Source organism: Stenotrophomonas sp. 107298_Sma (assembly GCF_056480345.1).
Genome location: NZ_CM151094.1, coordinates 1061184 through 1084326 on the forward strand (window position 1 = coordinate 1061184; position 23143 = coordinate 1084326).

Consider the following 23143-nt stretch of genomic DNA (forward strand, 5'->3'; position numbering starts at 1 on the left):
GGGCAGGCGTAGTCTCAGCCCATTGCCGTGCCCATCCGCCCTGGAGTGCCACCATGCCGCTCGCCCGCATCGATCTTCGCAAAGGTAAATCCGCCGACTACCTGCAACGCGTCGGCGAAACCATCTACCAGGCCATGCGCGCGGTGGGCGTGCCGGAAAACGATCGCTTCCAGATCTTCCAGGAACACGAGCCCGGCACGCTGATCTACGACCCGGGTTACCTGGGCGTGGACCGCACCGACGACTTCATCTGCATCCAGATCACCTGGAACGAAGGACGTACGCTGGAGCAGAAGAAGGCGCTGTACGCCGGCATCGCCGATGGCCTGCACGCGGCGGTGGGCATCCGCCGCGAGGACGTGTTCATCAACCTGGTGGAAGTGAAGAAAGAGAACTGGTCGTTCGGCAATGGGCAGGCGCAGTATGTGACTTGATGCGGAGAGCATCCACGCATGGCGTGGATCTACACCTCGCTGCCCACCTGCTCGTCCTCGGTCGCTGCGGCGCTGCTGGCCGCTTTCACTGCGTCGGCACTGTTGGGCTGTTCGCATTGGATGCTGGTGACGTAACCCTCGCTGCCGATGCTGTGCTCGGCATGCTTGACCAGCCACCGCCCATCCACGCCGTCGCGGAAGCCCTGCATCACCACCGTGGCTTCGGCCATCAACGTCTGGCGGCCGGGCAGGGTGTAGCTCAGCTTGCGCGTCTGCCGCGCCTGTTCGCGTTGCTTGGCGCGGGCTGCTGCTTCGGCGGTCGCGCGGTCGGCGTAGGCCATGCGCAGGCGCACGATCGGTTCACCGCTGCCCACCTTCACCTCCTGGCGGTTTGCGCCGCGTACATCGCGGTAATAGGCGATGGTGGTCCCGGCCTTCTCGCGTGAGGCGATGGTGACCTTGTAGGCACTGCCATCGGCGGGGGTAAGGGTGACGTCGGGAATGCGCTCGCCACTGGCCGTGGTGGATTCGCCGCGGGTGACGAACATCAGGCGTCCGCCGCCCGGCTTGGCGATGGCGTCATGCTGTTTGCCCAGCCGCAGCAGCAGGTTCATGTCCGACTCCTGCGACTGCACGGTGAGCGGCAGCACGATCGACGCCAGCGATTCACTCACTGCTGCGCTCAGTCCGTGCTCGCCCGCCATGCGCTGCACCATGCCGCCGATCGTCGTGCCCTTTTTCCAGGTGCGCGTCTTCTGCGTCTGAAGATCGTTCTTGCCACCCTTGCTGGCCTCGAAGGGCGCCGCGCGTGCGCGCAGGGTCATGCTGCCTGGATAGCCGGAGATTTCCACTTCATCGCAGATGTACAGGCCCATGCGCCGCACCTCGCCGTCATAGCCGATGAAGGCCTCCAGCTCGGCACCCACGGGAGGCAGCTGGATCGGATCGGACGGATCGTGGTCAGCCAGCTGCAGCTCCAGCGTGTCGGCGGTGTTGCCGGTTTCGTCCGTGATGCGCAGCGACTTGAAACGCGACATGATCTTGTCGGTGATGTCTTCGCTGTTGGCCACCACACGGAAGGCCGGTTCGACGTTCAATCCCACAGCGATACTCCCGAGCGTTCATTGGCTGGACGCTGTACATCCGGCAGGGTGATCACCAGGCCCGCAGGCAGTACCGCGCCGCGTGCGGCCAGGCCGGGGTTGGCATCGAACACCGCGCGCAGGATGGCCGGTGATTGCTCGCCGTAGAGCACGTAGGCGATGCGGTCGACGACGTCGCCGTCGCGGGTGTTATACGTTCGTGCCATGGCTGTGCTTCCGCAGGGAGAGGGTGAAGGTCTGCTGGCGGATGTCGCCATCGGGCGTGAAGTGCTTGCTGGTGGCTTCGATCTTGTCGATCACCCACAGGCCGAGGTTGCCACCACGGCCGGTCAGCAGCCGCTGTGGCTTGCCCTGTGCGGCCAGCCTGCGCAGCTCCGACATCTGGTTGCCCTTGCCACGGAACTCGTGGTTCAGCACGCCGGGCAGTGTCATGGTGGCCTGGCCCGGACCGGTGTACTGCAACGCGGCCAGCTGGCCGACGCGTTCCTGTGCCTGCCAACGGAACTCGTTGGATTGCTGGATCTCCTGGAACACCGCAGTGTTGAGGCTGAACTTGAAGCCGCCCAGCATCAGCAGCACGGGTGCGTTGCCTGAATCGTTGCTCTGGAAACCGGACAGCAGCTTGTCGAGGGTTGCGGTTACGAACTCGCGCTTCATGCTTAGTTCCTGTCTCCGAGGGTGGCGCGGGCCTGTACGGCCTGCTGGTGCTGCAATGCATTGGCGGTACGCCGCGCCAGTGCCTCGCTGGATTCCCCCGGTTGCTGGTGGATGGTGATGTTGTTGGTCTGTTGCTGCTGCACGGTGGTGGGCATGCGTGGAGTGCCCGAGGGCATCGACGGTGCCTGTCGCCCCTGCTGCGCGCTGCCGAGGTCTGCCATGCGCCGCTTGAGGCCATCGCCGTCGTTGGTGCCGACCGCGTACGCGACACGTGCCATGTCACCAATGCCGCCGCCGCCGTTGGCTGCCATCGCGCCATAGGCCGCCTTGCCCACGTTTGCGCGGTCAAGGGCGATACCGGCGCCTTCGACGGCCTTGTCCTTGAGGAAGCCCAGGCCACCGCCCACTTTGCCTGCCACCCAGCTGATGCCATCCAGCAACGGCTGCAGCTTGCCCATGATCCAGTCGATGGCCGCGCCTGCCGACGCCATGATCGCGTCCCAGGCACCGCCGAGCGTGACGGTGATCCAGCCGGCAGCGATGCCCAGCGTTTCGCCCAGCCAGACAACGGTCTGCACCACGCCCCCGATGACCTGGATGACCATGCGGAAGTTGGCCAGCAGGGCCTCACCCACCAGCGAGCCGATCTCGGCCACACGCGAAAGCTCGTTGCCGGTGTACTGCGCCGGCTCCAGCATCTTCGACAGCCAATCCCAGGCCTGCCCGATCAACCCGCTCATGACTTCCCATGCCGGGCGCAGCGGTTCGACGGCGCGCATCAGTTCGCCCATGGCGGCAGTGCCCGCGCCACTGAGACCGTCCCAGACGCCACCGAGGAAGGCCTTGATGGGTTCCCAGTACTTGCGTACCAGCAACGCGCCGGCGGTGATGGCGGCGATGGCCAGCGTGATCGGCCCACCGCCGATGGCACCCACGGCGGTGGCCACCACGCGGAAGCCGGACGCCAGGCGCATGGCGGTCGGTCCGAACTGCCCCAGCTGGGCCAGCAGGCTGCCGCCGCGGAACAGTTCGAACGCCTTCTGCACGGCCAGGATCGGGCCCTGCAGGAAGGTCCAGGCATAGCGCACGCCGAGCACGGCGGTGCGCATGCCCATCATGCCGACCACTACCTGGGTGGTGTTGGCAATCAGCTTCGGGTTTTCCTGCACGAACGAGGTCACCCCGTTCAACAGCTCGGTCAGCTTCACCGCTGCTTCGCCCACCGCCGGCAGCAGCGCGCTGCCGAAGGCCTTGGACAGATTGTCGACGGCGATCTTCGCGCCTTCGATCTTTTCCGGATCGCTCTGGATCTTTGCCGCGAAACCGGCATCGGTGGTGCCTGCCGATGCGTAGAGGGCCTTGTCGCGGATGCGGGTGTATTCGTCCCAGTTCTGGATCATCGGGCGCACGAAGTTCTGCGCCTGCGCATCGCCGAACAGCTTGCCGATCTTCGCCTGGTCACCCGAGGTGGCCTGGATGATGCCCTGCATCGCTGCATCGAACGGATTGCCGCCGGTGCTCTGCGCCTCATTGATGATCCTGCGCAGGTCCAGCTTGAAGCCCTTCTTTGCCTTGGCCTGCAGGTCCGGCGAGAGGATGCTGGCCATGAAGCGCTGCATGTTGCCGGCGGCTTCGTCGGCGCCACCGGCACCCTGGCGGGCGACATCCAGCGCCGCGCCCATGGTGGCTGCGGCCGCATTGCCATGCATCTGCAGTGACTGGAACGCGCTGCCCAGCACCGGCAGCGCGCCCGCCATGTCCTTCAGGCCGACACCGCCATCCTTGCCCGCCACGACCAGTACGTCCAACGCCGATTGCAGCCCGCTGGGGTCGATCTTCAACGCCTGCTGCAGGCCGGACGCAGCAAGGGTGACATCGTCGATGCTTTCGCCGGTGGCGGTGGTGGTGCGGCCGATCGCACCGAGGCTGGCCTGTGCGGCCTGCGCGTCGATGCCGGCGCCGACCAGCTGGCCGATCGCGCGCTGCAGCTCGCCGGCGCCCTGATAGGTGCGCCCGGACTCGGCCAGGATGGTCTCGCCCAGTGCCTTGACCTGGGCGCGGGTCAGGTTGGCGGCATTGCCGATGGCCTGGTTCTCGCGCACGAAGCCGGCGGCGTTCTCCACCGGCTTGGCCAGCGTGGTGATGGCATTGCCGAGCATGCCACGTGCATCGCCGAACGCCGATCCGAGTTTCTCGCGCTTCTCGAGATTCGCCGTGCGCTTGTCTTCGATGCGCTGCAGTGCTTCCTGCGACGCTCGCAGCGCATCGGCTTCAATGCGCATGCGGGCGAACTGGCTGCTCGACCTGCCCATGACATTGAGCTTGCGCTCGAGCTTGTCCGCTTCATCGCCAAGGCGCTTCAGGCCATCCCTGCTGAAGGACAGCGCGTCCTGCAGCGACTTGGAGACGGAGCCGCCGATCGTGATCGTTGTCGTTTGAACGTTACTCGCCATGTACCGGCAATCCCTGTATCCACCAGATGAACTTCGACACCCGCAGCGTCATGATCTCGCCCAGGCCCCAGCCGGTATGCCCGGCCAGGGCGAGCGCTCCCTGCCTGATCTGCGGCAGGGTCAGGTGGTAAAAAGCGCGACACCGGCCTGCAGGCGGGCGTAGTCGCGCAGCGGCATCCTGCGCACGTCGTCGGGTGCGATCTCGCACAGGTTGGCGATCATCCGCACTTCGCGCTGGGCATCGGTGCCCTTGTCGTCCTGGTAGCGCTCCATGTCTTCCACGGTCGGCTCGCGCATGCGCAGCACTGCGGTGTCCATGCCATTGACCTGGCGCGGGCGGGAGAGGGTGATTTCGGCATAGCCGTCGCGCTCGATGACGGTGTCGGCGGTGGTCTTGGTCTTGCTGGACATGGATGTGTTCCTGGGTATCGGTGGAGTGCGGTGGATGCGGGGGCGCGATGCGCCCCCGTGTACTTCAGTGCGGGGTGGGCTCAGATGCCCAGTGCACCGCGGATGCCGGCCAGGGCGTCCACGCCGCCCTGGCGGGCGATCATGTTGGTCACGTCGATCTCCTGCACCACTTGCGCGCCATGGGTCAGCTTGTAGTAGCTCAGCGCCAGGCCGACCTTGACCGTGCCCTTCTCGCCGACCTTGGTCTCGCCGCGGTCCAGCGACTTCACCTTGCCGCGCATGTTGTGCACGACCTGGGAGACCGTACCGTCGTCGGCTTCCAGCGCCTCGCGGGCGGTGAAGCCGTACTCCTTGCTTTCGATGACGTGGAACTTGGACATGATCTCCGCGTCATCGGAGGCGAAGGTCACTTCGGCAGTCAGCTTTTCGTGGCCGAGGACGATTTCGGTCGGTGCGAGCATGCCGCCGGCCTGGAAGTCCTCGGTCTTCAGCGTCAGCTTGGGAGCGGTGAAGGACATCACGCTGCCGGCATAACCCTTGCCGTCGACGTAGAAGTTGAAGTTCTTGCGGATCTTGCGCGCCATGCTTAGAAGATCTCCGAGACGTAGTTGTTGTTCATGTGCATGCGGAAGGTCAGCTGCTCACCCGGGTAGGTCGGAGTGAAATCGAAGTCCCAGTAGAAGCGGCCCTGGGCCACGCTGTCCGCTGCGTTCAGTTCCGGGTCGATCCAGCAGTTGCCGCCGAGGATCGCGCCCTGGGTCTTCAGGCCGCGCAGGAAGGCATTGACGCCTTCGCGCACGTCATCGACGTAGGTCTTGCTGATGCCGCGGTCGACGGCCCACAGATGGGCGGCCTCGAGGCTGTCGGCGATGATGTCGGCAGTGCGCACCACGCACAGGAACTGCCATTTGGCGTCGATGCTGGCGGTGCGGTTGCCCCACAGGCGGAAGCCACCTTCGCGGATGATGGTCGCCACGTTCGACTGGTTCAGCAGGTTCGCGCGGCTGCTCGCATCGGACAGCCCGAAGTCGATCGCACGTGCGGTACCGACCACACCGTTGAGCTCCAGGTTCGACGGCGATGCCCACCAGCCACGTTCGTTGTCGCTGCGGGCGATGGCGCCGGCCACGGCACCGGAGGCGTAGCGGGTGACGATGGCATCACCGGACTGCACCAGCAGTGCCGGGTCGACCACGTAGACACGCTTGGAGCCGGTCAGGGTGGTGGTGCTCTTGGCCGCGTCGTCGTTGCTGTTCGGGCCGTCCTTGATGATCACCGCGCGCAGCTTGTCGGCGATGCCCAGCAGTTCGGCTACGACCGGGTTGGCCAGCAGCTCCGTGTCGCGCTTTTCGTGGGTATGGGTGAAGCCCGGTACCGCCAGGATGCGCGGCTTGATGCCGACCACCGACTTGGCAGCCAGCAGCGCGTGTACGCCGGTGTAGGCACCGGTCTGCGCGTTCACGCCGCCCAGCACGTTGGCCAGGGTGTCGTTCTCGGTGGCGCCCTTCTCGACGCGGATGACGACGACGACGGCGTTGGACTGGTCAAAGATGGCGTCGAGCTGGCCCGGAAGGGTACCTTCATCGACTTCGGTAGCCGCGTTTGCGAGCAGCTTTGCGGCCTGCGAACGCGAGGTCACCAGGACCGGGGTGTTGTACGGGAAGGCGTTCTTGTCGGCGCGGGGCGCGGTGCCCACGATGCCGATGACGCTGGTCGAGGCAACAGCGATCGAGCGGGAACCACCATCGATGTTGACGACCTGCACGCCATGCAGAAATTCGGCCATGCGTTGTTTTTTCCTTGGTTGGGTGGGTGCTGCGGTCGCGATCTGCGCCGCATGGGTACATGTTCGTATCTGGCCGCGGCTGGATTAATTGCAGCCGTGGCCCGGCATCACGGTTGCGGCAGCGGCGCCACTTCGGGTTCGGGTGCAACCACCATCACCCACGCCGTGCTGGCTTCGTCGAAGGTGACCGGGTAGCTGCGGTCGCGGGGCGGTGCAAGGTCGGTGACCGTGGACGGCAGCGCAACGCCGCGGGGTACGGCGGTGGCGAAACTCGCATCACGCTTGTTCCACAGCGGCCGCGTGCTGTAATCCGGCAGCAGGGCCCATTCGCGGCGGCTGGCGTTCCAGGCGTTGTACTGCGCAGTGGTGCCATCCAGCTTGAACGGTTCCGAAAGGGTCACGTCCTGGGGCAATGGCTGGCCGAGCACGAGGCGATTGGGCACCGCCATCGCCGTGCGCGTGTCCCACAGCATGCAGTTGCGGAAATCGGCCACCATTTCCCAGCGTGTGCCGTCGTCGGCCAGGCGCAATGCCTGGTACTCGCCTGCAGGTTGGCGGGGGGCGACATCCACGGTGAAGTCGGGCAGGTTCCATGCACCATCGGGCGATGGCTGCAGGCGGACCTTGCCCATGTAGGCGCGGGTGTCGGGATCGTAGGAGTGCGCGAAGCGCGGTTCGGTAGGCAAGCTCATGTCCTCAGTACGCGATGCAATAGATCATCCGCAGGCCGGCCGGCAGGTTGCGGTCGCCACCGGCGTTCTCCACCACGATGGTGTGGGTGTGTGAACCGGCGTCGGCAGCCGAAGCGGCATGGCCGTGGTCACCCACCTGGGCGATGGAGATGGTGTGCGAGTGGGCGCCGGCGCCGTTCATGCCGATGTTGTGGCCGTGCGCGCCTGCACCGTCGGTGGTGAAACTGTGCGCGTGGCCACCGGCCGGGCTGGTGTACGGCCAGGGGTTGTCGTAGTCCAGGTTGCCGCGCGAACCGGCGTGATTGTTGTAGTCGGCGCCCCACGGATAGGTGGTTCCGGATTCGGCGAATGCGGTGAGATGCTGGTGATCACCAATCCAGGAGGTGCCACCGGTATGCCCATGGTGACCCTGCGAATCGGTCCATGCGCCGTGCGCGTGGTCACCGACGGCGCTTGCGCTGGCACCATGGGAATGGGCACCGCCTGCACCTACCGAAATGGCATGGCTGTGGTTGCCTGCCGCTGCCGTGCTTGCACTGTGGGCGTGGCGGATCACCTCACCCTGGGTGAAGCTGCCGACAGCGTCCGGGTTCAGCGTGTGGGTGACCACCGTACCTTCCTGCATTGCAGGCAGGTTGAAGGTGGTCGCACCATCACCAGCGCCGTAGCGGGTACCAATGGCGGCAAACAGTGCCGGATAGCTGGCACGCAGCACGGCGGCACCGTTGCACAGCAGCATGCCGCTCGGTGCGGTGGCACCGGCGAACAGGATCACCTGGCCGGGCACGTGCACGCTGGACGGCACGCCGGTCATGTTGCGCCAGTCCAGGTAGTGGGTGCCGTGCCGGCCATCAAGCAGGTCGGCGTCCAGGCCCTTGTCGGCTCCCTCGTCCTTCAGCGCCGCCGATTTCAGGCCCAGAGCGGAACGGAACGCGGCATCGGTGGCGACCGACAACAGCGTGCGCACGAACTGGGTCGGTGCGCTGGCGCCGAAGCGCTTGTCGATGAAAGCGCGCAGGCCACGCGGGGTGACAGCGCGTTGTGCATCGGCACCGTCCTCGGTTTCGGTGGAGGTGGCCAGCTCGACCACGCCCTGTACCTCGGTGGTGGAGGGCGGGTAGATGAATTCGGCATTGCCGAACTCGATCAGCGCGGTATCCACTTCGCTGAAGCGGATGTCGGTAGAGAGCAGCAGCATCGAGGCCGCGGTCTTCTCCATGATCGGATCGGCCTGGCCGAAGGTTGCGAACAGCGTGCCGTCGCCCAGGTACAGGCCGAAGCCCCGCAGGCTGTAGGCCGTTGCGCTGTCGTCGCGGATGGTCACGTGCAACGTGTCATCGCCCACGGCCTTGCCGCCGAAGGTCGAGACGCGCTTGATCTCGCCGGGCAGCGTGGTCTGCCCGGCCGACGGCGTGAACGCGGTGGAAGTCAGGCCGATCTCGGTGATCAGTACGGCGCTGGTGCCGGTATTGGGTGGATTGACCAGCTTGGCGAAGCCGGCTTCGGTGATTTTCAAGCGCATGCGGGGTTTACTCTCCGATCAGTTGGATGCGGCGGAAGGTGGTGCCATGGGCGCCGGCAAGCGCACCGATACCGGTGCTGGCCTGCATGCCCTGGGTGAAGGTGAAGTGCGAACGCACCGGCTTGGTGCGGGTGATCTCGCCGATCACGTCGTCGACGAACTTGGCGGTGGCGGTCTCGCCGCCCTGGTTGGCGATGGTCATCACCGCTTCGAAGGTGTGTGGCGCGCCGGGCGGCTGCATCTCCCACCATTCGCGGATCAGGATCGAGCCACCGAAGGCGGCGACCACGTCGCGCACGCTGCCCCAAGTGCCTTTGCGGCGCTGGATCGCGATCGCGGCGCGAACGCGTGCACGCTTCACTGCCTCCGGCCAGTAGGCCTTCCATTCGTCGACGGACAGCGCCCAGGCCAGCCACGGCAGCAGCGCGGCGGGGCAGCGATCGGCATCCCAGAGTGCGGTGATGTCCACCGGCAGGGGACGAGTCACCGCAGCACGTGCCAGCGCCCGCTCCGCCTGGGTGGCGTTGGGCGGCAACAGGTTGGCTGTGGTCGGTACCCTGACCAGGGCATCGCCGTCGATGATCGCGCCGGGCACGGGCAGCTGGCTGAGTGTGATCACGTTGTTGGTCACGCTGTAATCAGTCACACCCACCGGCACTGGCATGGTGCGGATGTAGCTGGTTGCCTCACGACCTTCCTCCACCTGCACGCCCCACAGATGGATGCGGCTGTCCGGCTTCAGGTCGGTGTTCCCGGTTGCCCGTCGATCCAGCACGATGCTCACGCCCCGTGGTGCGTCATCCGCGGTTGCGGCATAGGTGTAGCTGTAGCGCTTCCACTCGGTGCCCACCTGCAGACGTGTCCTGCCTGGGCCGGTCGTGCGCATGCCGAAGTCGATGACGCATGGCTCGGTTGCACGCAGCCAGACGCTGATGGTGCGCACGGCACCATTGGGAAACATGCTGCTGTCCTCGTCCACCAGGCCGGCGAAGTTCTGGTCCGGACCCCCGGTCGCGTCGGAAACGGGGAAGGACCAGGCAGTGGGGCTGCCATCGGGAGCGGGATGATAGAACGACAGGTTCGCCGGCTTGACGTGGAAGCCTTTCCACCAGGTGTGACTGAAGGCACCCGAGAACCGCTGCAGGTTGCGCCGCAGCGTATCCGACAACTTAATCCGACCTTGCCAGTCGGTGCGGTACACCGATTGCAGGGTGGCCAGCGAGCCACCGGGATGGCGGAACTGCAGGTTGTGCCCATCGACCGCGCCGCGCAGGCGCGCATTGATCAGGCGCGTGGTGGAATCACTCATCGTTGCCGCCATGGGTCAGGGTCACGGCGGTGCAGTAGGTGGCCTGGGTACGGTCCACCACCACGTCGGCTGCCGGGCTGGCAATCTCCACGCGCTGCACGCCCTCAGCATGCAATGCGGCGAACAGGCCCGAGCGGGTGACGTCGCGACCGAGACGGTGCGACTCGGCGATGTAGCGGTCCAGCCGCGTGCGCGCTTCCGCCAGCACGACCTGCGAATCCGGACCTGCGAAGGTGTAGAGCGTGGCACTGACCATGTAGTTGACGATGGCAGCGGTACGCACCAGCACGTGGTCGGTCAGCGGACGCACATCGGCTGCACCCAGCTTGGCTTCGACCGCGTCGAGCAGGCCCTGGGTGGCAGTGCCATCGGCTTCGCGCGACAGCACCGATACCACCACCTCGCCGGGCGAGGAGCTGGTCGCGCTGGCATCAAGCACGCGCGGGTCCGCGCTCAACGCGTGGAAGATGTAGGCGCCTTCCGGTCCGGCCACACTGAAGCCTTCCGGACCCAGCTGGATGCGGCGACGGAAATCCTCATCGTTCTCGTAACGCGGCGGGATGCCCTCCTGCGGCTTGCCAGGGTCCAGCATCTGGCGGCCGATGCCGAAGATCGCGGCCAGCTGGTCCAGGTCACTGCCGACCGCGTAGGCCAGCATCACGCCGCGCGCCGCATCGTTGACGCGCTGGCGGTCGAGCAGGCGCAGGTAGGTGCAGACCTCCAGGATCTTGAAGGCCGGGTCCGACGGCAGCAGCGCATCGAAGGTGGGATCCAACGCCTGCAGCGCGGTCAGTGATTCATCGAACAACGTCTCGAAATCGAGCACTTCGATGACCGCCGGTGCGGGCAGCTGGGAGAGATTGACACTGGTGAACGAGCCGGATGTCACGGTTAGCGAACCTCGATTCCTTCGATGGTGATGGCCTCGCCGTCGGGCAGATGGATTCCGGTCACTGCCAGGATCATCACGCCAGGGGCGGGGAGGGAGACGTCGACGTTCTCGACGTGGAGCCGGGGTTCCCATCGCGCGAGTGCGTCGACGGTGGCCGCGATCAGGTCCATGCGCAGCGAGCGGTTGGTCGGCGCATCGATCAGTTCGAATACGCGCGAGCCATACTCGCGACGCAGTACGCGGGAACCCAGGGGCGTGGTGAGAACGTCACGCACGGATTGATGCAGATGGGCCAGCCCATCCAGTGGTTTGCCGGTGTTGGCGTCGATTCCTCGCATGGCCTCTATCGTCGTGGAGTGCGGGTTTTCAGGGCATTGCACGCGTGGCCGTTCAGGGCTGCGCGGGCGTGGTCGGTGCAGTCGGTCCCTGCGCGGTGTGCGTATGGGCCTTGAGGCCGATGGCGCCGGCCTTGATCTCCGCCGGCGTGCTGATGTCCTTGCCGGCGGTGATCGCGCCGGCAACCTCGAGGTCGCCGGTGGCCTTGATCGACGGCGTATCGAGCAGCACCGATTGCGTGGCCATCACCTGCGCATTGCTGCAGTGGACAATGACGTTGCCACTGCCGGCGTGGACGGTCAGCGTGGTGGTTTCCCGGTCGTACTCGACAAAGCTGCCGTCGGCGAATTCAGTGCGCTGCCGCAGGCGTGAATCGGCCGGTGCCGGGAAACGATCCTGGTACAGGCTGCCCAGCACCAGCGCCTGGCCTGGATCACCGTAGGGGCAGGCCAGCACCACCTGCTCGCCCGGCTCCGGTGCACACCAGCTGCGCACGCCGGGCCCGGCACGCCGCTCCAGCCAGGGAATCCAGTCGGTGAGCATGCCGTCGGCATCAATGCGCACGCGGCCATTGGCCTCATCCAGCTCGCGCACGACGCCGATCATCAACAGGTTGGCGATCAGCCTGGCGTGTTCGGCGCTCATGGTGCCGCTCCCTCGATGGACTGGTAGCGGGCCTGGTGATCGCTACCGATCTCCGGCACGAAGCTGTAGAAGGCCTGCGGCACCACGCCACCGGTTTCTTCCCAGCTGTTGCTGCCCAGGGCGACCGGCAACGACCACTCGACCACCCAGGTGCGAAGCCCGGGCTGTGCCGTTGCGGGATCCTCGGGCAGCGCGGCGATCACCTCGATCGCCCCACTGGGTGCGCCTGGGAATCGGCCGAGCTGATGCAGCCAGCTCGCCAGGCCAACAGCGGCGTTGCGCAGCTGCAGCGCTGCGCCTGCATTGGCGGAAGCCACGACGATGCGCGCTTCGAAACGCAGCACGGCCTGCAGCTGACCGCTGCCGTCGTCGTTGTCCTTGCCGCGATCACAGCGGGTCAGTGCCAGCAGGCAGGCCGGCGTGACCGGCCCTTCGGCGCTCGCGTCGCGATAGAACTCGACGGTTGCGAAGCCCGGAAAGCGCGCGCGGATCGCGGCTTCGATAGCGGCATGCAGCGCGTCGAGAGTGGAAGGTTGGGAGTCGTTCGCCATGTCAGCTCGTACGTTGAATGGGAGGACGCGCGCGATCGGGGGCAACGCGCGCTGTCTGCATGTAGTGTTGCCATCACCCGGGGGGGGGCGGCATTGCAGGCGTGGCCTTAGCCGGCTCAGTACGGGCCGTGCGCGCCTGTGGTGTCACCGGCGGTACATCCGGCTGGTTTCACCAGTGGCGCGCCATTGAGGGTGAAGCCCTGCTGGCTGCCGAGGCTGCACAGCAGGGCGCGCAGCTGGTCAGCCAGTTCGTGGTAGTACCGCGCCACGGCGACGTGGTTGCGCAGCAGCGCATCGTCGTCCGCGGCCTGCAGGTCCGGCAGGGCTCGCGGCGCGCGCAGCTGGGCTGGCGCGATGTGCAGATCAATGCTGAGAGGAGCCTGCGTTGGCTTCGCGCCAGATGCGCACGAACTCAGCGTCAGCATTGCCGCGATCACGGCGAGGGGTCTTGGCATGGGTCTCGATGTCCTGTTGCAGTGCGTTGAACTGCTGGCTGCGCGCGGCCTGTGCGGCGACGTGCTGTGATTCGGCCTGTGCTCCGGCACGTGCGTTGGCCTGGTCCTGCTGGTGGGCGGCCTGGGCGATGCCGGCGCGCAGGGCCTGCTGCGCCGCCTGCGCCATGGCGACGGCGCGGTCGGCACTGCGGTCGCGCAGTGTCCAGCCCAGCCAGGCGCAGACCACATGGCTGGCGACCAGTGCAAGCAGGGCGATGCGCATCCGGAGCAGGATCGGCATCAGGAAAGGCTCCCACCGGCGGCGCGATAGGCCGCGCGCAGCGTCTCCAGCGCATGCTCCTTCTGCCCATATCCGGCGCCCGGCAGCGAGGCCCAGATCCCCCGTGCCGCGCTGACGGCGGCATCGAAGCGGCCGAGGCGGACCAGTTCGTAGGCACCGCATTGCTTGAGCAGGGCCACCGCAGCACGGTCCTGGGACACCGGCCCGAAATCGGGCAGGGCCAGGCGAGCGCGCAGGTCGTCCCAGGTACTGCGCAGGAACTGGTAGCGGCCGGCCGCACTGGACTTGATGCCGTAACGCGGCAGCGATACCAGCACGCGCGGATGATCGCGGTAGTCGCTGAGCAGCTGGCCACCGACGATCACGTCGTAGCCACGGTCACGCGAACGCTGGCGCGGAATATCGGTGCCTTCGGACACGGCCAGCATGTCCAGGAACGCGGCGACGTTGGTGCCGCCGAGGGCGCTGGCTGCAGCGGCGGTCATGCGGCGGCTCCCGGCTGCTTGCGCACCAGGTCCAGCAGCGCAGCTATCTGCACGCTCTGCTGGGTGACCTGGGCACGCAGGGCGCTGACTTCACCGCGCAGCTGGCCGATCTCCTGGGCCATCGCTTCGCGTTCGTGCATCAGTTCATCGGCACGCGTGCGCTCGGCCGCCAGCTGCTCCTGCAGGGTGCGCAGGGTGTTGCTGGTGGCCTCGTCGGCGGTACGGTCGACCTTGGCCGAGGACAGCCATTGTCGAAGCCACAGCGATACCGCGATCACCACGCCGGAGGTACCGCCCAGGTACTTGGCCCAGTCCGGCACGCCGGCCAGCAGGTCGCTCTCGTTCATGCGCGTGCGTACCCCTTGAGCAGGGCCGGGTGGACCGGTGGTGGCGGCGTGGAACGGGCACCGCGCAGCGCGCGCTTGATGGTGGTCTGCGAGACGCCGAACTCGCGCGCGACATGCTCGCGGGGCGTGCCGCTGGCCACCGCGCGTGCGATCTGCTCGCGGCGCTCATGTGCACTGGCGGCGAAGCACGATGCCAGGAACAGCAGCTCGCCACCGAAGTGAGCAACCAGTCGCTGCGCGACCTCAAGGCCAAGGATGTCGATCAGCCGGTGCTGGTCGGGCAGCCTGGAGGGGACGTAGACGATGACGCGATGGCGTCCGGTGGTACTGGAGGTGGAAGGCGGCCACGCACGCACAAGCGTGAGGGCTGCGGATTCGCCGATGACCTCGGCCAGGGTCTGGATGCTGTCGGGCAGGGCGTTCATGGGAAGACTGTTCAGTGGCATGGATATCCACTGTTGCCATCCCGAGCTCTTGGTCAACACCTTTCATCTACTTTCAGCGCGACGTGCTGAAGGCGTTCAGGGCCGGCGGTGAGGATCGATGAGTGCCTCCAGGTGCAGGTTTCTGAAGCGCTTTTTCAGGTTGTCCCGCTGTGTCCGGACTTCTGCCGCTTTGCAGTACTCCTTGTCCTCACCGCGAGAAAACAACGGCAGGGCAAGGGCAGGCGGCAGGTACAGGGTGAGCATGACGCAGGACGGCCCATCCTCATGGTGCGTGACCCCTGAAACGAAAAAGCCCCGGACGATGCCGGGGCTTCAGGACTGCAGGTCAGGCTGGATCAAAGATCGAACACCAGGTTGCCGCCGGTCTTGCGCGGTATGTAGCCGGCATCGCGCAGCCAGCGCGCCGCGTTGACCTGGTCCATGCGCTTGACCGGGAAGCGGTTGGCGAACATCAGGAAGCGTGCAACGGTGATCGACTCGCCCTTGCCCTTGAGAGCAGCCAGGGTTTCGGTGAACCATGGCGCAGGCGGCTGCTGGCTGCCCGGACGGGCGGCGGTACGCGGCTGCAGGGCATTGCTGGTCCCGGTTTGGGCATTGGCCAGCGAGCACAGCGAAATGAAGATCGCATCCAGGCTCACGATGTCCTTGCCACCCTTGGGCTGCGACTTGAACAATTCGATGGCCTTCTGGCGCGTCGACGTGAACTGTTCGACCTCCATGACATTTCCTCTTTTCTAAAGCGGTTGGGGATGCAGGGTGACGGCAGGTGCCGTCGGTGTTGGGGGACGACCTTACCGCATTTTCGCCGATGATGGGCCACAGGCCGGCATCAGGCCGGGATCAAGAGGCGCTGCGCGCTTCATCATGCAGGCATCTGCGCCATGCGTTCAGATCCACCCGCGGCGCATCAGCTGGTCCAGCGTATTGCGTACCAGGTCGGCTGGCGTACGGTCGTTGCATACCTCGATGTCGATCAGTTCGTCCGGCAGTGGTTGCTCACTGGCGTGCAGGTCGCTGCTGTGCTGGCCGGGGCGGACGACGCGGATCACGACGCCCCCGCGGCGACGAATGGCCTGGGCCTCGCTGGCGAAACGGACATCGGGAACCAGGCCACCTTCTGGCAGTCGCGAGAACAGCGAGCGCACCCACAGCTCCGGGTGGACGCGGTCGCGCCCCCATTCAGTGCCGGCACTCTGCATCATGTGGCGAGGCGTGAGGTCGGCGAGCCAGTCGATGGCATCCTCCTTGCGGCTGTCCAGTTCGCGCAGGGACATCCCGAGGATGGAGGCGACGAACTGCCGCAGCGGTGCGGCGAAGCTGTCGCATGGCAGGGCCAGCGCCGAAGCGAGGCCATTGGCAAGGGTGTCCTTGCCGGCACGCTTGCCGCCTGCAATACCGATATAGAGCGGTGGCCGCGCCAGTGATGCGCTGCGCAGCGGCACGCGGCCGAGTGCGGGGCCGGCGCGGAATGCGGCCAGTGTGGCGGCGATCATGCGGTGACCGTTGTCGAGCGAGGTGGGGATCATGCGGTATCTACTCCTGGGAGGATGCGACAGGCGCGGCGGCGATCAGGAATCGCGGCTGGCCACACTGCGGGCGCGAAGCATGCGCTGGGTGATGCGTCCGCCACGTGCGGCAGCGGCGATCGGATCGAAGCACAGCATGGCGGAGCGGGTGCGACGGCCAGCCGCCAGGTGGTCGCGGATGGTGCGCTCGGACAGGATGGGGACGCGTTGATGGATCTGCTGCACGGTCAGCTGTTCGCCTTCGAAGGCATGCAGTCGGGCGCGAGGCATGGCGTGTGCTCCTGGAAGGTGGCGTAGCCGGTGCATGCATCTTGCCTTTAGCGATGTTCTTAGTCAACACCTTTCATCTACTTTTATCCATGTGTGCATTGTCCGGATGGGCGGAGGCCCATATCCGCAGTGCCAACGCCGAAAGACGGTCGCGCTCGGCATGGCCACGGATTGCCTGCACACGTTCCAGATACTGCTGACGATGCCGGCGCGGGCTGACCATCCTCCAGCGGCCACAGGCATCAATGCAGCGGTAGCCCCCAAGCTGCAGCAGGCGGCGTGCTTCGCAGGCGAGTCGCCAGTCCGTGGTGTCGGTGCCGGCCTCGCGACCATCGAGGGTGCGTGGCATCAGAACGGGCCCGCCGCGTGTTCGGCGAGGGTGAGCTTCCGTAGCGGCATCAGCCAGACCTTGGCGCGCTCCTTGCCCACCACTTTGGTATGCACGCCATGACGCTTGACCACGTAGGCGGCGGCCTCGTTGACCTCGCGGCGGTTCGGCTTGTCGATGCCTACGGCGATGACGATCTCGGTGGCGCGGTACTGTGCGCTCCAGTGCTCGGCGGGGAGGGACCAGTCGAAGTGGCGGTCGATCAGCTCGGCGATCGGCGAGATCGGTTCGTGCTCGCTGTTGGTGGCATTGAGCGCATCCAGCTCCTCGCTGGACAGGTGCCAGGTCTCACCGTTGCAGTACAGCGCGTGGGCCTCGGCCCAGACCTGCTGCATGTCGATCCGCGCCGGTTCGCCCAGTGCCACGGCATGCACGGTCCACCAGCGGCTGTTGCCGGTGGCATCACGCAGGAAGCGCTCATCGTTGACACTGGCGAACAGGATGGTGCGCCGCGCATAGCGCGATTCCGTGCGCGCATAGGGACGGCGGAGCTCGTCGTGGCTGCGCGAGATGAACGACTTCAACGCCGCGATGTCGGTGCGGCGGAAGGTCGCGTCGACCTCACCCAGTTCGACGATCCACTTGGAGATGACCTGCTTGACGCTGTCCTTGTTGGCCGGATCAAGCACCACGCCGTCGGCGATCAGCTGCAGCCCGGCGGGTGCCAGCTGCCGCGCCCAGCGTGTCTTGCCCAGGTTCTGTTTCGACACGAATGTAAGTACCCCACGGGCGACCACGCCGTCCGGTTCGAACGCCGCGGCCACACCGGAAATCAACCAGCGCCGCATCAACACCTCTTTCAGGATGCGGCCATCGGCCATGCGGGTCGGTTGGGCCTCCTGCACGGTATCGAAGAAGTCCTGCAGGCGTGACTGGCCATCCCATGGCTGCGAAGTAATCCAGCTGGCGACCGGGTTGTAGGGATTTGCCTCGGCCACCTGGCACAGGTTGGTCTCGAAACTGGCCGTGGCCATGCCGGCACGGTGCATGCAGTCCATCACTTCGCCGGCGGCGACCTCCTTGGCATTGTCCACCGTGGCCTGCAGGCCCGGTACCAGGATCTCCAGGTCCTTGCGGATGACGTTGTAGCGCACGGTCACCCCGGTACGCCGGCACAGTTCGGCCAGATTGCGCGCGGTCGGCAGCGGACGGCCACGCGCGCTGATGTCCGGGAACGGAGTAAAGGTGTCGAACGCGGACAGATTGCCGGGCACCAGGTAGCGCGCGGCGTGCGCCCGCTGCGGTTCGTTCTCTGCCGGGCATACCTCCGGTGCCGTCGCTGGCAGGGGCAGCAGCTGGGCGCGTAGTACCTCCAGGCCTTCGCGCAGATGCAGGTCGTTGAAATCGGTGGGGCGGTCATCAGCGCCATGCTTAATGGCGAACTCCGGCCACACCACGCGTGCGTCGATCTCCGCCGCAGCATGGGTGGCCTGGGTGACGCCGGGGTTGTCCAGTGGCTGCCGGGTCCATTGGTCGTTGTCGGCGCAGAGTACGAAGGTGGCGTCGGGCACGGCATTGCGCCAAGCGCGGGCCACCGATGCAAGGTTGCCCGCGTCCCAGGCGACCACCACGCACCAGCCGGTGGCCTGGTGGATCGATTCTGCGGTGGCATAGCCCTCGGCGATGGCGATGGGGTGGCCCGGCTGTGGCTTGCCGATGACGTGGAAGCAGCCTTGCTTGCGGCCGCCCGGCAGGAAGTCCTTGTCGCGTGCGAGTGCGGGGTCCACGCGAGGAAAGATCGCCTGCAGCGAGACGATCCGGCCCGCTGTGTTCATCACCGGCACCAGCAGCGCGTTGTCGATGTGACGGAACACCAGCCCGTCGCCGTTGCGTACCGGCCATGCTGCCACGCGCAGGCCATGCGCCTGGATGCCCTTGCGCACGAGATAGGGATGGCTGCCATCGGCAGGCACGGCACGGTTCCACAGTACGTTGGCGGCCTTGGCTGCTGCATCCTCGCGCTCGCGCTGCTGCTGTTCGCGCTCGGCGCGGGCCCGTTCCTGGCGCTGGCGGATCGCACGCTGTTCGGTTGCGCTCAGTGTGGTCGGTGATTTCGCGCACCAGGCATGGCGGGTTCCGGTACGCCAGCTGCCGAACTCACCTGCGGGGACGTTGTCACCGAACAGGACGGCCCAGCCGTTGCGGGTGCCGCGGCGATCGCCCTCCACATGGAAGCGCACCAGCGTGCCGTCGGCATTGAGTGCATCGCGTCCGCGCGCGTCCGGCACGATGCCGTGTGCATGCATGGCCTGCAGGAACGCGGGAACGACGTTCTGTGCTGGGTGCGGTGTGTGCATTCGGCGGGATCCCCTTGAAACATGGTTCGATTCACAGCGACCGGTGGCAGCAAGGGTGCTGTGTGTTGCCTGCCGTGCGCAGGCCATGCGGCGGCTGCCCGACGCGAGGTGGTCAGTAGGTGGTGGGAGGTGCTGAGGCGATCATGGTGTCGGATCACTTCGCCTTTTGCAATCCCTTCCACTACCTTTCATCCCCAATTGCTTGCGGGGTGTGGAAGCTCGCTTGGGAGATGCGATGGCGGTCGCAGATCGCCTTCATAGCGTGTTCCGTCGCAGTTGGCGAGAACCGGTTTCCCGATGATGGCGTCGCCGTGCCGCACGGCCGCTTTTCCTCTCTCAATCGCCCTGTCCGGGCGTCCATGCACAAGGAGCCTGCATGCCTGAAACCGACCTCGCCGAAGCACACCGATCCGATGAAACGCGCGCGTCGTGCATTGCCGCCGCAGCGTTCTCATTCGGTGCGACCACCCCTCGATAAAATACGACTGGCATGACGGACACCATCGACGAAGCGCAGGAACTGGAAGCGCGCCACCTGCAACGCGCATTGGCCCAGCACGCAACGCGGGCCAGCAGCGTTGCCCCTCTCACGCCCATTGGGGAATGCCACAACCCGGACTGCAGCGAAGACTTCGACAACGATCCGGCCAGGCTGTTCTGTGGGCCTGCCTGTGCCGAGCGTTTCGAAGCCATCCATCAACACCGCAACGCATAGGAACAGGGGACATGTCTCTGAACAGCAACGACGCTGGCTTCACCGAACGCATCGCCGGATTGTCGGCCGAGCTCGCCATGCTGGTGAGCCTGGTTGAGAACCACATCCATCTGCAGCTGGCCGATCTGGCGGATGCGGGGGACGTGGATGCACAGGAGCGATTCGCGATGGCCGACCCGGAGCGCTGGTTGGAGAACGCCCGCAACAGCCTGCAGGCGGGTGTCATGTTCCTGGAGCGCGCAGTGCAGCAGCCGGTGCGGTTCTAGCGTTGCCGATCGGGGGCGGAAGGGGCCGGCCAGGCTGGGCGCCCTTCCGTCCCCTCCGGGGTGATCAGTGCGCCTCGCGAGCGAGGCTGCGTCATAACGTCGCACCACCTGCGGAGCAACCCTGAACGTGGTCCAAGGTTGGCTGCAGCCCCGTAGAATGGCGGCGTGCGACGTTCTGCTCTCCACCGCCGGTTCCAGGCCCTGGCATGGCTTGCCATGCTGCTGGTGCTGCTCGCCCCGCTGGTGAGCCGCTGGCTGGCGAGTGGTCACGTTGCGGCCACCGCACCGGTGGCAGCCATGAATCGCGCGATGCACGCAGAGCATGCGCAGCACGCGATGGAAGGGCACCACGACCATCACGCGATGGCGATGCAGCACGGTGAGGCCGCGCCAAAGGCACGTGTCGATCCACATGCTGATCATGAGTTGGGCGTGGACTGCGATTACTGCCTGATCGCCGGCCGGCTGATCACCCTGCTGGTGGCAGCGCTGTTGCTGTTGGCGCCGATGGCACCGGTGTGCCGCGCGCTGCGTGGTGCGGTGCGGGCGTTGCCGCAGCGGATTGCAGGAACGTTGGGTGCACGGGGACCGCCGGTGGCTGCGGCTGTCTGAGCCGAACACGCGGTCATTCATTCGATTCGATTGAAGTCGCCGGGCATGGCCCGGCGCTACCGCGTGCGCATTTCTTTCTGCTGCCCGGCCGACCGGGCGGCCCTGCATGCCGTGAACAAATGAAAACGAGCCCCAACTCCGTGCGCCTGCGCAGGTCGGCGTTGCCTGTCCTGTGCGCGTTGCTGCTGCACACCGCTCCCCTGCTTGCCGCCGACACGGCTCCCCCCACCACGTTGGATACGGTGCGCGTGGTCGACACCCGCAGCGGTGAACTGTCTTCTGCCGCCAGCGCCGGCTCTGCGCTGGGCCTGAGCGTGCTGCAGACGCCGGCCAGCCTGACCATCGTTTCGCGCGATCAACTGGAGCAACGTGGTGACAGCAACCTCAGCGAGGCGATCAGCCGCGCCGGCGCGATCAGTGCCATGCCGCACCCCGGCAACGGCCTGAGTGCACTGTCCAGCCGTGGCTTCACCGACGGCGCCTCGGTGATGCGGTTGTATGACGGGCTGCGCCAGTACGGCGGCGTGGGCATCACCTTCCCGTTCGACACCTGGTCGATCGAGCGCATCGAAGTGCTGCGTGGACCGGCTTCGGTGATCCATGGCGATGGGGCGATTGGCGGCGTGATCAACATCGTGCCGAAGAAGCCTTCGCGCGGTGCCATCGAGAACGAGATCAGCGTGACCGTGGGCAGCGAAGACACCGCGCGCCTGGGCTTCGGCAGCGGTGGCGCGCTGACCCCGGAGCTGGCCTACCGGCTGGATGTGAGCGGGAACTACGGCGGTGGCTGGGTCGACCGCGGCCGCAACAGCGATGCCACTTTCTCCGGTGCATTGCTGTGGCAGGCGCGCCAGGACCTGCAGCTGACCCTTACCCACGCGCAGGGTTACCAGAAACCGATGCGCTACTTCGGCACGCCGCTGGTCGAGGGGCGACAGCTGGAGGCGCTGCGCCACCGCAACTACAACGTGGAAGACAGCGACATCCGCTACCGCGATCGCTGGACCCAGTTCGATGCGCTGTGGACGCCGAACGCGAATGTGGAATGGCGCACGCGCCTCTACCAGATCGACAGCCAGCGCGATTGGCGCAATGCCGAGGCCTATGTCTACAACCGCGCCACTGGCTTGATCGATCGATCGGGCAATACCGAGATCACTCACAACCAGGACCAGACCGGGCTGACCTCCACGCTGCGCGTGCAGGGAACGGCGGGTGGCCTGCAGAACAGCTTCGCGGTGGGCCTGGACACCAACCGCGCGCACTTCAAGCACACCAACAACACCTATGCCGGCAGCTCGGGCCCGGTCGATCCGTTCGATCCGGTGCCGGGCCAGTTCGCCAGCGATGCGCCGAACCTGCCGCGCTACCGCAACAGTGCCGAGCAGTTCGCGCTGTTCGTGGAAGACCGGTTGGCGCTGAGCGAGCGCTGGTCGGTGCTGGGTGGGCTGCGCCACGACCGTGCACGTATCGATCGTACTGATCTGATCAGCGGCCAGAACGCGTTTTCGAAGACCTACAGCAGCACCGGCTGGCGTGCAGGTACGGTATTCGCGATTCGGCCGACGCTGAGCCTGTATGCGCAGTACTCGCAGGCGGCGGATCCGGTCAGCGGCCTGCTGATGATCAGCCCGGCCAACGGTGCATTCGACCTGGCCAAGGGGCGGCAGATCGAGGTCGGCCTGAAGCAGGCCTTCGAGGGCGGGGAGTGGACGCTGGCCGCGTATCGCATCCGCAAGACTGGCCTGCTCAGCCGCGACCCGCTGGTGCCGGATCGCCGGGTGCAGGTGGGAGCACAGACTTCCCGGGGCATCGAGGCGTCGTTGAACTGGAACTTCGCGCCGAAGTGGTCGCTCGATGCCAATGCCACCGTGCTGAAGGCCGAGTTCGAGGATTTCCTGGAAACTACCGGCTCGCCGGCGGTACTGGTGTCGCGTGATGGCAACGTGCCGCCGAACGTGGCCGAGCGGCTGGCGAACGCATGGCTGAGCTGGCAGTTCCTGCCGGACTGGAGCGCAGGCGCTGGCGTGCGCTATGTCGGCAAGCGCTACGCCGACAATGCCAACACGCTGGAATTGCCCGGCTACAGCACCACCGATCTGGCGCTGACCTGGCAGGCAGCACCGCGCACGCGCCTGACCGCTCGCATGTTCAACGTGTTCGACAAGGCGTACTACGCAACCGCGTACTACACCAGCACGCAGTGGCTGCTGGGCGCGGATCGCCGCGTCGAGTTCACCGTCGATCATCGCTTCTGAGGACGCG

The 23143-nt window shown here is 66.3% G+C and carries 30 protein-coding genes; 5 read left to right on the plus strand and 25 right to left on the minus strand.

The window, feature by feature from the left end; translation table 11 throughout:
- The first annotated feature begins 53 nt into the window (after positions 1-53).
- Positions 54-434, plus strand: coding sequence for a tautomerase family protein (locus tag ACZK2G_RS05015; protein WP_136638929.1), 381 nt, complete (start codon positions 54-56; stop codon positions 432-434).
- Between the two features lie 29 nt (positions 435-463).
- Here the strand turns inward: ACZK2G_RS05015 and ACZK2G_RS05020 are convergent, their stop codons facing one another.
- The 25 genes from ACZK2G_RS05020 to ACZK2G_RS05140 all read right to left on the minus strand — a co-directional run bounded on the left by ACZK2G_RS05020 (position 464) and on the right by ACZK2G_RS05140 (position 19285).
- Positions 464-1537 (minus strand): phage late control D family protein, encoded by a 1074-nt coding sequence (locus tag ACZK2G_RS05020; RefSeq protein ID WP_136638928.1) that lies wholly within the window; start codon positions 1535-1537, stop codon positions 464-466.
- Positions 1528-1743 carry a tail protein X gene (locus ACZK2G_RS05025; protein ID WP_046982790.1) on the minus strand — a complete coding sequence of 72 codons (216 nt, stop codon included), beginning with the start codon at positions 1741-1743 and terminating at the stop codon, positions 1528-1530. Before ACZK2G_RS05025 ends, ACZK2G_RS05020 begins: the two co-directional genes overlap by 10 nt.
- Positions 1727-2194 (minus strand): phage tail protein, encoded by a 468-nt coding sequence (locus ACZK2G_RS05030; RefSeq protein ID WP_046982789.1) that lies wholly within the window; start codon positions 2192-2194, stop codon positions 1727-1729. Before ACZK2G_RS05030 ends, ACZK2G_RS05025 begins: the two co-directional genes overlap by 17 nt.
- Before the next feature lie 2 nt (positions 2195-2196).
- On the minus strand, positions 2197-4647 hold the full coding sequence (locus ACZK2G_RS05035) for a phage tail tape measure protein (RefSeq protein WP_046982788.1): 2451 nt from the start codon (positions 4645-4647) through the stop codon (positions 2197-2199).
- A 120-nt stretch (positions 4648-4767) separates the two neighbouring features.
- On the minus strand, positions 4768-5058 hold the full coding sequence (locus ACZK2G_RS05040; protein WP_106467222.1) for a phage tail assembly protein: 291 nt from the start codon (positions 5056-5058) through the stop codon (positions 4768-4770).
- Between the two features lie 80 nt (positions 5059-5138).
- Complete coding sequence (locus ACZK2G_RS05045; RefSeq protein ID WP_046982786.1) at positions 5139-5642, minus strand: phage major tail tube protein; 504 nt, start codon at positions 5640-5642, stop codon at positions 5139-5141.
- A gap of 2 nt (positions 5643-5644) precedes the next feature.
- Positions 5645-6844 (minus strand): phage tail sheath C-terminal domain-containing protein, encoded by a 1200-nt coding sequence (locus ACZK2G_RS05050; protein WP_046982785.1) that lies wholly within the window; start codon positions 6842-6844, stop codon positions 5645-5647.
- Positions 6845-6951: 107 nt separating this feature from the next.
- Positions 6952-7536, minus strand: coding sequence for a hypothetical protein (locus tag ACZK2G_RS05055; protein ID WP_308517374.1), 585 nt, complete (start codon positions 7534-7536; stop codon positions 6952-6954).
- 4 nt (positions 7537-7540) lie between these two features.
- The gene (locus tag ACZK2G_RS05060) at positions 7541-9058 is read right to left on the minus strand and encodes a tail fiber protein (RefSeq protein ID WP_136638925.1); all 1518 of its coding nucleotides are present in this window, start codon (positions 9056-9058) and stop codon (positions 7541-7543) included.
- Between the two features lie 7 nt (positions 9059-9065).
- On the minus strand, positions 9066-10367 hold the full coding sequence (locus ACZK2G_RS05065) for a phage tail protein I (protein WP_308517376.1): 1302 nt from the start codon (positions 10365-10367) through the stop codon (positions 9066-9068).
- A complete protein-coding gene (locus tag ACZK2G_RS05070; RefSeq protein ID WP_478474836.1) occupies positions 10360-11256 on the minus strand; it encodes a baseplate assembly protein in 897 nt (298 codons plus the stop codon). The genes ACZK2G_RS05065 and ACZK2G_RS05070 overlap by 8 nt, the downstream gene beginning before the upstream one ends.
- A 2-nt stretch (positions 11257-11258) precedes the next feature.
- Positions 11259-11597: a GPW/gp25 family protein gene (locus ACZK2G_RS05075; RefSeq protein WP_046982780.1), complete on the minus strand. Its 339-nt coding sequence runs from the start codon at positions 11595-11597 to the stop codon at positions 11259-11261.
- 52 nt (positions 11598-11649) lie between these two features.
- Positions 11650-12240 carry a phage baseplate assembly protein V gene (locus tag ACZK2G_RS05080; protein ID WP_478474838.1) on the minus strand — a complete coding sequence of 197 codons (591 nt, stop codon included), beginning with the start codon at positions 12238-12240 and terminating at the stop codon, positions 11650-11652.
- Entirely contained in the window at positions 12237-12791 is a 555-nt protein-coding gene (locus ACZK2G_RS05085; protein ID WP_430766454.1) for a hypothetical protein, read from the minus strand. Before ACZK2G_RS05085 ends, ACZK2G_RS05080 begins: the two co-directional genes overlap by 4 nt.
- Positions 12792-12907: 116 nt before the next feature.
- Positions 12908-13216 (minus strand): hypothetical protein, encoded by a 309-nt coding sequence (locus ACZK2G_RS05090; RefSeq protein ID WP_253078977.1) that lies wholly within the window; start codon positions 13214-13216, stop codon positions 12908-12910.
- Positions 13155-13526: a hypothetical protein gene (locus tag ACZK2G_RS05095; protein WP_253078976.1), complete on the minus strand. Its 372-nt coding sequence runs from the start codon at positions 13524-13526 to the stop codon at positions 13155-13157. The genes ACZK2G_RS05090 and ACZK2G_RS05095 overlap by 62 nt, the downstream gene beginning before the upstream one ends.
- The gene (locus ACZK2G_RS05100) at positions 13526-14011 is read right to left on the minus strand and encodes a glycoside hydrolase family 24 protein (RefSeq protein ID WP_253078975.1); all 486 of its coding nucleotides are present in this window, start codon (positions 14009-14011) and stop codon (positions 13526-13528) included. Before ACZK2G_RS05100 ends, ACZK2G_RS05095 begins: the two co-directional genes overlap by 1 nt.
- Positions 14008-14358 (minus strand): hypothetical protein, encoded by a 351-nt coding sequence (locus tag ACZK2G_RS05105; protein WP_046982774.1) that lies wholly within the window; start codon positions 14356-14358, stop codon positions 14008-14010. Before ACZK2G_RS05105 ends, ACZK2G_RS05100 begins: the two co-directional genes overlap by 4 nt.
- On the minus strand, positions 14355-14783 hold the full coding sequence (locus tag ACZK2G_RS05110) for a Mor transcription activator family protein (RefSeq protein ID WP_478474841.1): 429 nt from the start codon (positions 14781-14783) through the stop codon (positions 14355-14357). The genes ACZK2G_RS05105 and ACZK2G_RS05110 overlap by 4 nt, the downstream gene beginning before the upstream one ends.
- A 96-nt stretch (positions 14784-14879) precedes the next feature.
- Positions 14880-15047 (minus strand): hypothetical protein, encoded by a 168-nt coding sequence (locus tag ACZK2G_RS05115; protein WP_478474842.1) that lies wholly within the window; start codon positions 15045-15047, stop codon positions 14880-14882.
- Between the two features lie 92 nt (positions 15048-15139).
- On the minus strand, positions 15140-15523 hold the full coding sequence (locus ACZK2G_RS05120) for a hypothetical protein (RefSeq protein ID WP_478474843.1): 384 nt from the start codon (positions 15521-15523) through the stop codon (positions 15140-15142).
- Positions 15524-15691: 168 nt separating this feature from the next.
- The gene (locus ACZK2G_RS05125; RefSeq protein WP_428709577.1) at positions 15692-16330 is read right to left on the minus strand and encodes a deoxynucleotide monophosphate kinase family protein; all 639 of its coding nucleotides are present in this window, start codon (positions 16328-16330) and stop codon (positions 15692-15694) included.
- A gap of 42 nt (positions 16331-16372) precedes the next feature.
- A complete protein-coding gene (locus tag ACZK2G_RS05130; RefSeq protein ID WP_426354205.1) occupies positions 16373-16600 on the minus strand; it encodes a hypothetical protein in 228 nt (75 codons plus the stop codon).
- A 73-nt stretch (positions 16601-16673) separates the two neighbouring features.
- Positions 16674-16949 carry a DUF7696 family protein gene (locus ACZK2G_RS05135; RefSeq protein ID WP_478474845.1) on the minus strand — a complete coding sequence of 92 codons (276 nt, stop codon included), beginning with the start codon at positions 16947-16949 and terminating at the stop codon, positions 16674-16676.
- Complete coding sequence (locus tag ACZK2G_RS05140; protein ID WP_478474846.1) at positions 16949-19285, minus strand: VapE domain-containing protein; 2337 nt, start codon at positions 19283-19285, stop codon at positions 16949-16951. Before ACZK2G_RS05140 ends, ACZK2G_RS05135 begins: the two co-directional genes overlap by 1 nt.
- A 490-nt stretch (positions 19286-19775) precedes the next feature.
- On the opposite strand from ACZK2G_RS05140, the gene ACZK2G_RS05145 reads away from it, so the two are divergent.
- The 4 genes from ACZK2G_RS05145 to ACZK2G_RS05160 all read left to right on the plus strand — a co-directional run bounded on the left by ACZK2G_RS05145 (position 19776) and on the right by ACZK2G_RS05160 (position 23136).
- Entirely contained in the window at positions 19776-20000 is a 225-nt protein-coding gene (locus tag ACZK2G_RS05145; RefSeq protein WP_046982768.1) for a hypothetical protein, read from the plus strand.
- Between the two features lie 11 nt (positions 20001-20011).
- Positions 20012-20266: a hypothetical protein gene (locus ACZK2G_RS05150; RefSeq protein ID WP_046982767.1), complete on the plus strand. Its 255-nt coding sequence runs from the start codon at positions 20012-20014 to the stop codon at positions 20264-20266.
- Positions 20267-20482: 216 nt separating this feature from the next.
- The gene (locus ACZK2G_RS05155) at positions 20483-20878 is read left to right on the plus strand and encodes a DUF2946 family protein (protein ID WP_478475559.1); all 396 of its coding nucleotides are present in this window, start codon (positions 20483-20485) and stop codon (positions 20876-20878) included.
- A gap of 119 nt (positions 20879-20997) precedes the next feature.
- Positions 20998-23136 carry a TonB-dependent receptor gene (locus tag ACZK2G_RS05160; RefSeq protein ID WP_478474848.1) on the plus strand — a complete coding sequence of 713 codons (2139 nt, stop codon included), beginning with the start codon at positions 20998-21000 and terminating at the stop codon, positions 23134-23136.
- Positions 23137-23143: the final 7 nt, after the last annotated feature.

What these genes read in the sequence shown, in the direction of transcription:
- ACZK2G_RS05155 (WP_478475559.1), top strand. Translation starts at nt 20,483, where the DNA reads ATGCTGCTGGTGCTGCTCGCCCCGCTGGTGAGCCGCTGGCTGGCGAGT.
- ACZK2G_RS05040 (WP_106467222.1), bottom strand. Translation starts at nt 5,058, where the DNA reads ATGTCCAGCAAGACCAAGACCACCGCCGACACCGTCATCGAGCGCGAC.
- ACZK2G_RS05045 (WP_046982786.1), bottom strand. Translation starts at nt 5,642, where the DNA reads ATGGCGCGCAAGATCCGCAAGAACTTCAACTTCTACGTCGACGGCAAG.
- ACZK2G_RS05120 (WP_478474843.1), bottom strand. Translation starts at nt 15,523, where the DNA reads ATGGAGGTCGAACAGTTCACGTCGACGCGCCAGAAGGCCATCGAATTG.
- ACZK2G_RS05115 (WP_478474842.1), bottom strand. Translation starts at nt 15,047, where the DNA reads ATGCTCACCCTGTACCTGCCGCCTGCCCTTGCCCTGCCGTTGTTTTCT.
- ACZK2G_RS05105 (WP_046982774.1), bottom strand. Translation starts at nt 14,358, where the DNA reads ATGAACGAGAGCGACCTGCTGGCCGGCGTGCCGGACTGGGCCAAGTAC.
- ACZK2G_RS05110 (WP_478474841.1), bottom strand. Translation starts at nt 14,783, where the DNA reads ATGAACGCCCTGCCCGACAGCATCCAGACCCTGGCCGAGGTCATCGGC.
- ACZK2G_RS05015 (WP_136638929.1), top strand. Translation starts at nt 54, where the DNA reads ATGCCGCTCGCCCGCATCGATCTTCGCAAAGGTAAATCCGCCGACTAC.
- ACZK2G_RS05090 (WP_253078977.1), bottom strand. Translation starts at nt 13,216, where the DNA reads ATGCTGACGCTGAGTTCGTGCGCATCTGGCGCGAAGCCAACGCAGGCT.
- ACZK2G_RS05030 (WP_046982789.1), bottom strand. Translation starts at nt 2,194, where the DNA reads ATGAAGCGCGAGTTCGTAACCGCAACCCTCGACAAGCTGCTGTCCGGT.
- ACZK2G_RS05095 (WP_253078976.1), bottom strand. Translation starts at nt 13,526, where the DNA reads ATGCCGATCCTGCTCCGGATGCGCATCGCCCTGCTTGCACTGGTCGCC.
- ACZK2G_RS05080 (WP_478474838.1), bottom strand. Translation starts at nt 12,240, where the DNA reads ATGAGCGCCGAACACGCCAGGCTGATCGCCAACCTGTTGATGATCGGC.
- ACZK2G_RS05135 (WP_478474845.1), bottom strand. Translation starts at nt 16,949, where the DNA reads ATGCCACGCACCCTCGATGGTCGCGAGGCCGGCACCGACACCACGGAC.
- ACZK2G_RS05160 (WP_478474848.1), top strand. Translation starts at nt 20,998, where the DNA reads ATGAAAACGAGCCCCAACTCCGTGCGCCTGCGCAGGTCGGCGTTGCCT.
- ACZK2G_RS05140 (WP_478474846.1), bottom strand. Translation starts at nt 19,285, where the DNA reads ATGCACACACCGCACCCAGCACAGAACGTCGTTCCCGCGTTCCTGCAG.
- ACZK2G_RS05100 (WP_253078975.1), bottom strand. Translation starts at nt 14,011, where the DNA reads ATGACCGCCGCTGCAGCCAGCGCCCTCGGCGGCACCAACGTCGCCGCG.
- ACZK2G_RS05085 (WP_430766454.1), bottom strand. Translation starts at nt 12,791, where the DNA reads ATGGCGAACGACTCCCAACCTTCCACTCTCGACGCGCTGCATGCCGCT.
- ACZK2G_RS05065 (WP_308517376.1), bottom strand. Translation starts at nt 10,367, where the DNA reads ATGAGTGATTCCACCACGCGCCTGATCAATGCGCGCCTGCGCGGCGCG.
- ACZK2G_RS05150 (WP_046982767.1), top strand. Translation starts at nt 20,012, where the DNA reads ATGTCTCTGAACAGCAACGACGCTGGCTTCACCGAACGCATCGCCGGA.
- ACZK2G_RS05145 (WP_046982768.1), top strand. Translation starts at nt 19,776, where the DNA reads ATGACGGACACCATCGACGAAGCGCAGGAACTGGAAGCGCGCCACCTG.
- ACZK2G_RS05060 (WP_136638925.1), bottom strand. Translation starts at nt 9,058, where the DNA reads ATGCGCTTGAAAATCACCGAAGCCGGCTTCGCCAAGCTGGTCAATCCA.
- ACZK2G_RS05125 (WP_428709577.1), bottom strand. Translation starts at nt 16,330, where the DNA reads ATGATCCCCACCTCGCTCGACAACGGTCACCGCATGATCGCCGCCACA.
- ACZK2G_RS05025 (WP_046982790.1), bottom strand. Translation starts at nt 1,743, where the DNA reads ATGGCACGAACGTATAACACCCGCGACGGCGACGTCGTCGACCGCATC.
- ACZK2G_RS05035 (WP_046982788.1), bottom strand. Translation starts at nt 4,647, where the DNA reads ATGGCGAGTAACGTTCAAACGACAACGATCACGATCGGCGGCTCCGTC.
- ACZK2G_RS05130 (WP_426354205.1), bottom strand. Translation starts at nt 16,600, where the DNA reads ATGCCTCGCGCCCGACTGCATGCCTTCGAAGGCGAACAGCTGACCGTG.
- ACZK2G_RS05075 (WP_046982780.1), bottom strand. Translation starts at nt 11,597, where the DNA reads ATGCGAGGAATCGACGCCAACACCGGCAAACCACTGGATGGGCTGGCC.
- ACZK2G_RS05055 (WP_308517374.1), bottom strand. Translation starts at nt 7,536, where the DNA reads ATGAGCTTGCCTACCGAACCGCGCTTCGCGCACTCCTACGATCCCGAC.
- ACZK2G_RS05050 (WP_046982785.1), bottom strand. Translation starts at nt 6,844, where the DNA reads ATGGCCGAATTTCTGCATGGCGTGCAGGTCGTCAACATCGATGGTGGT.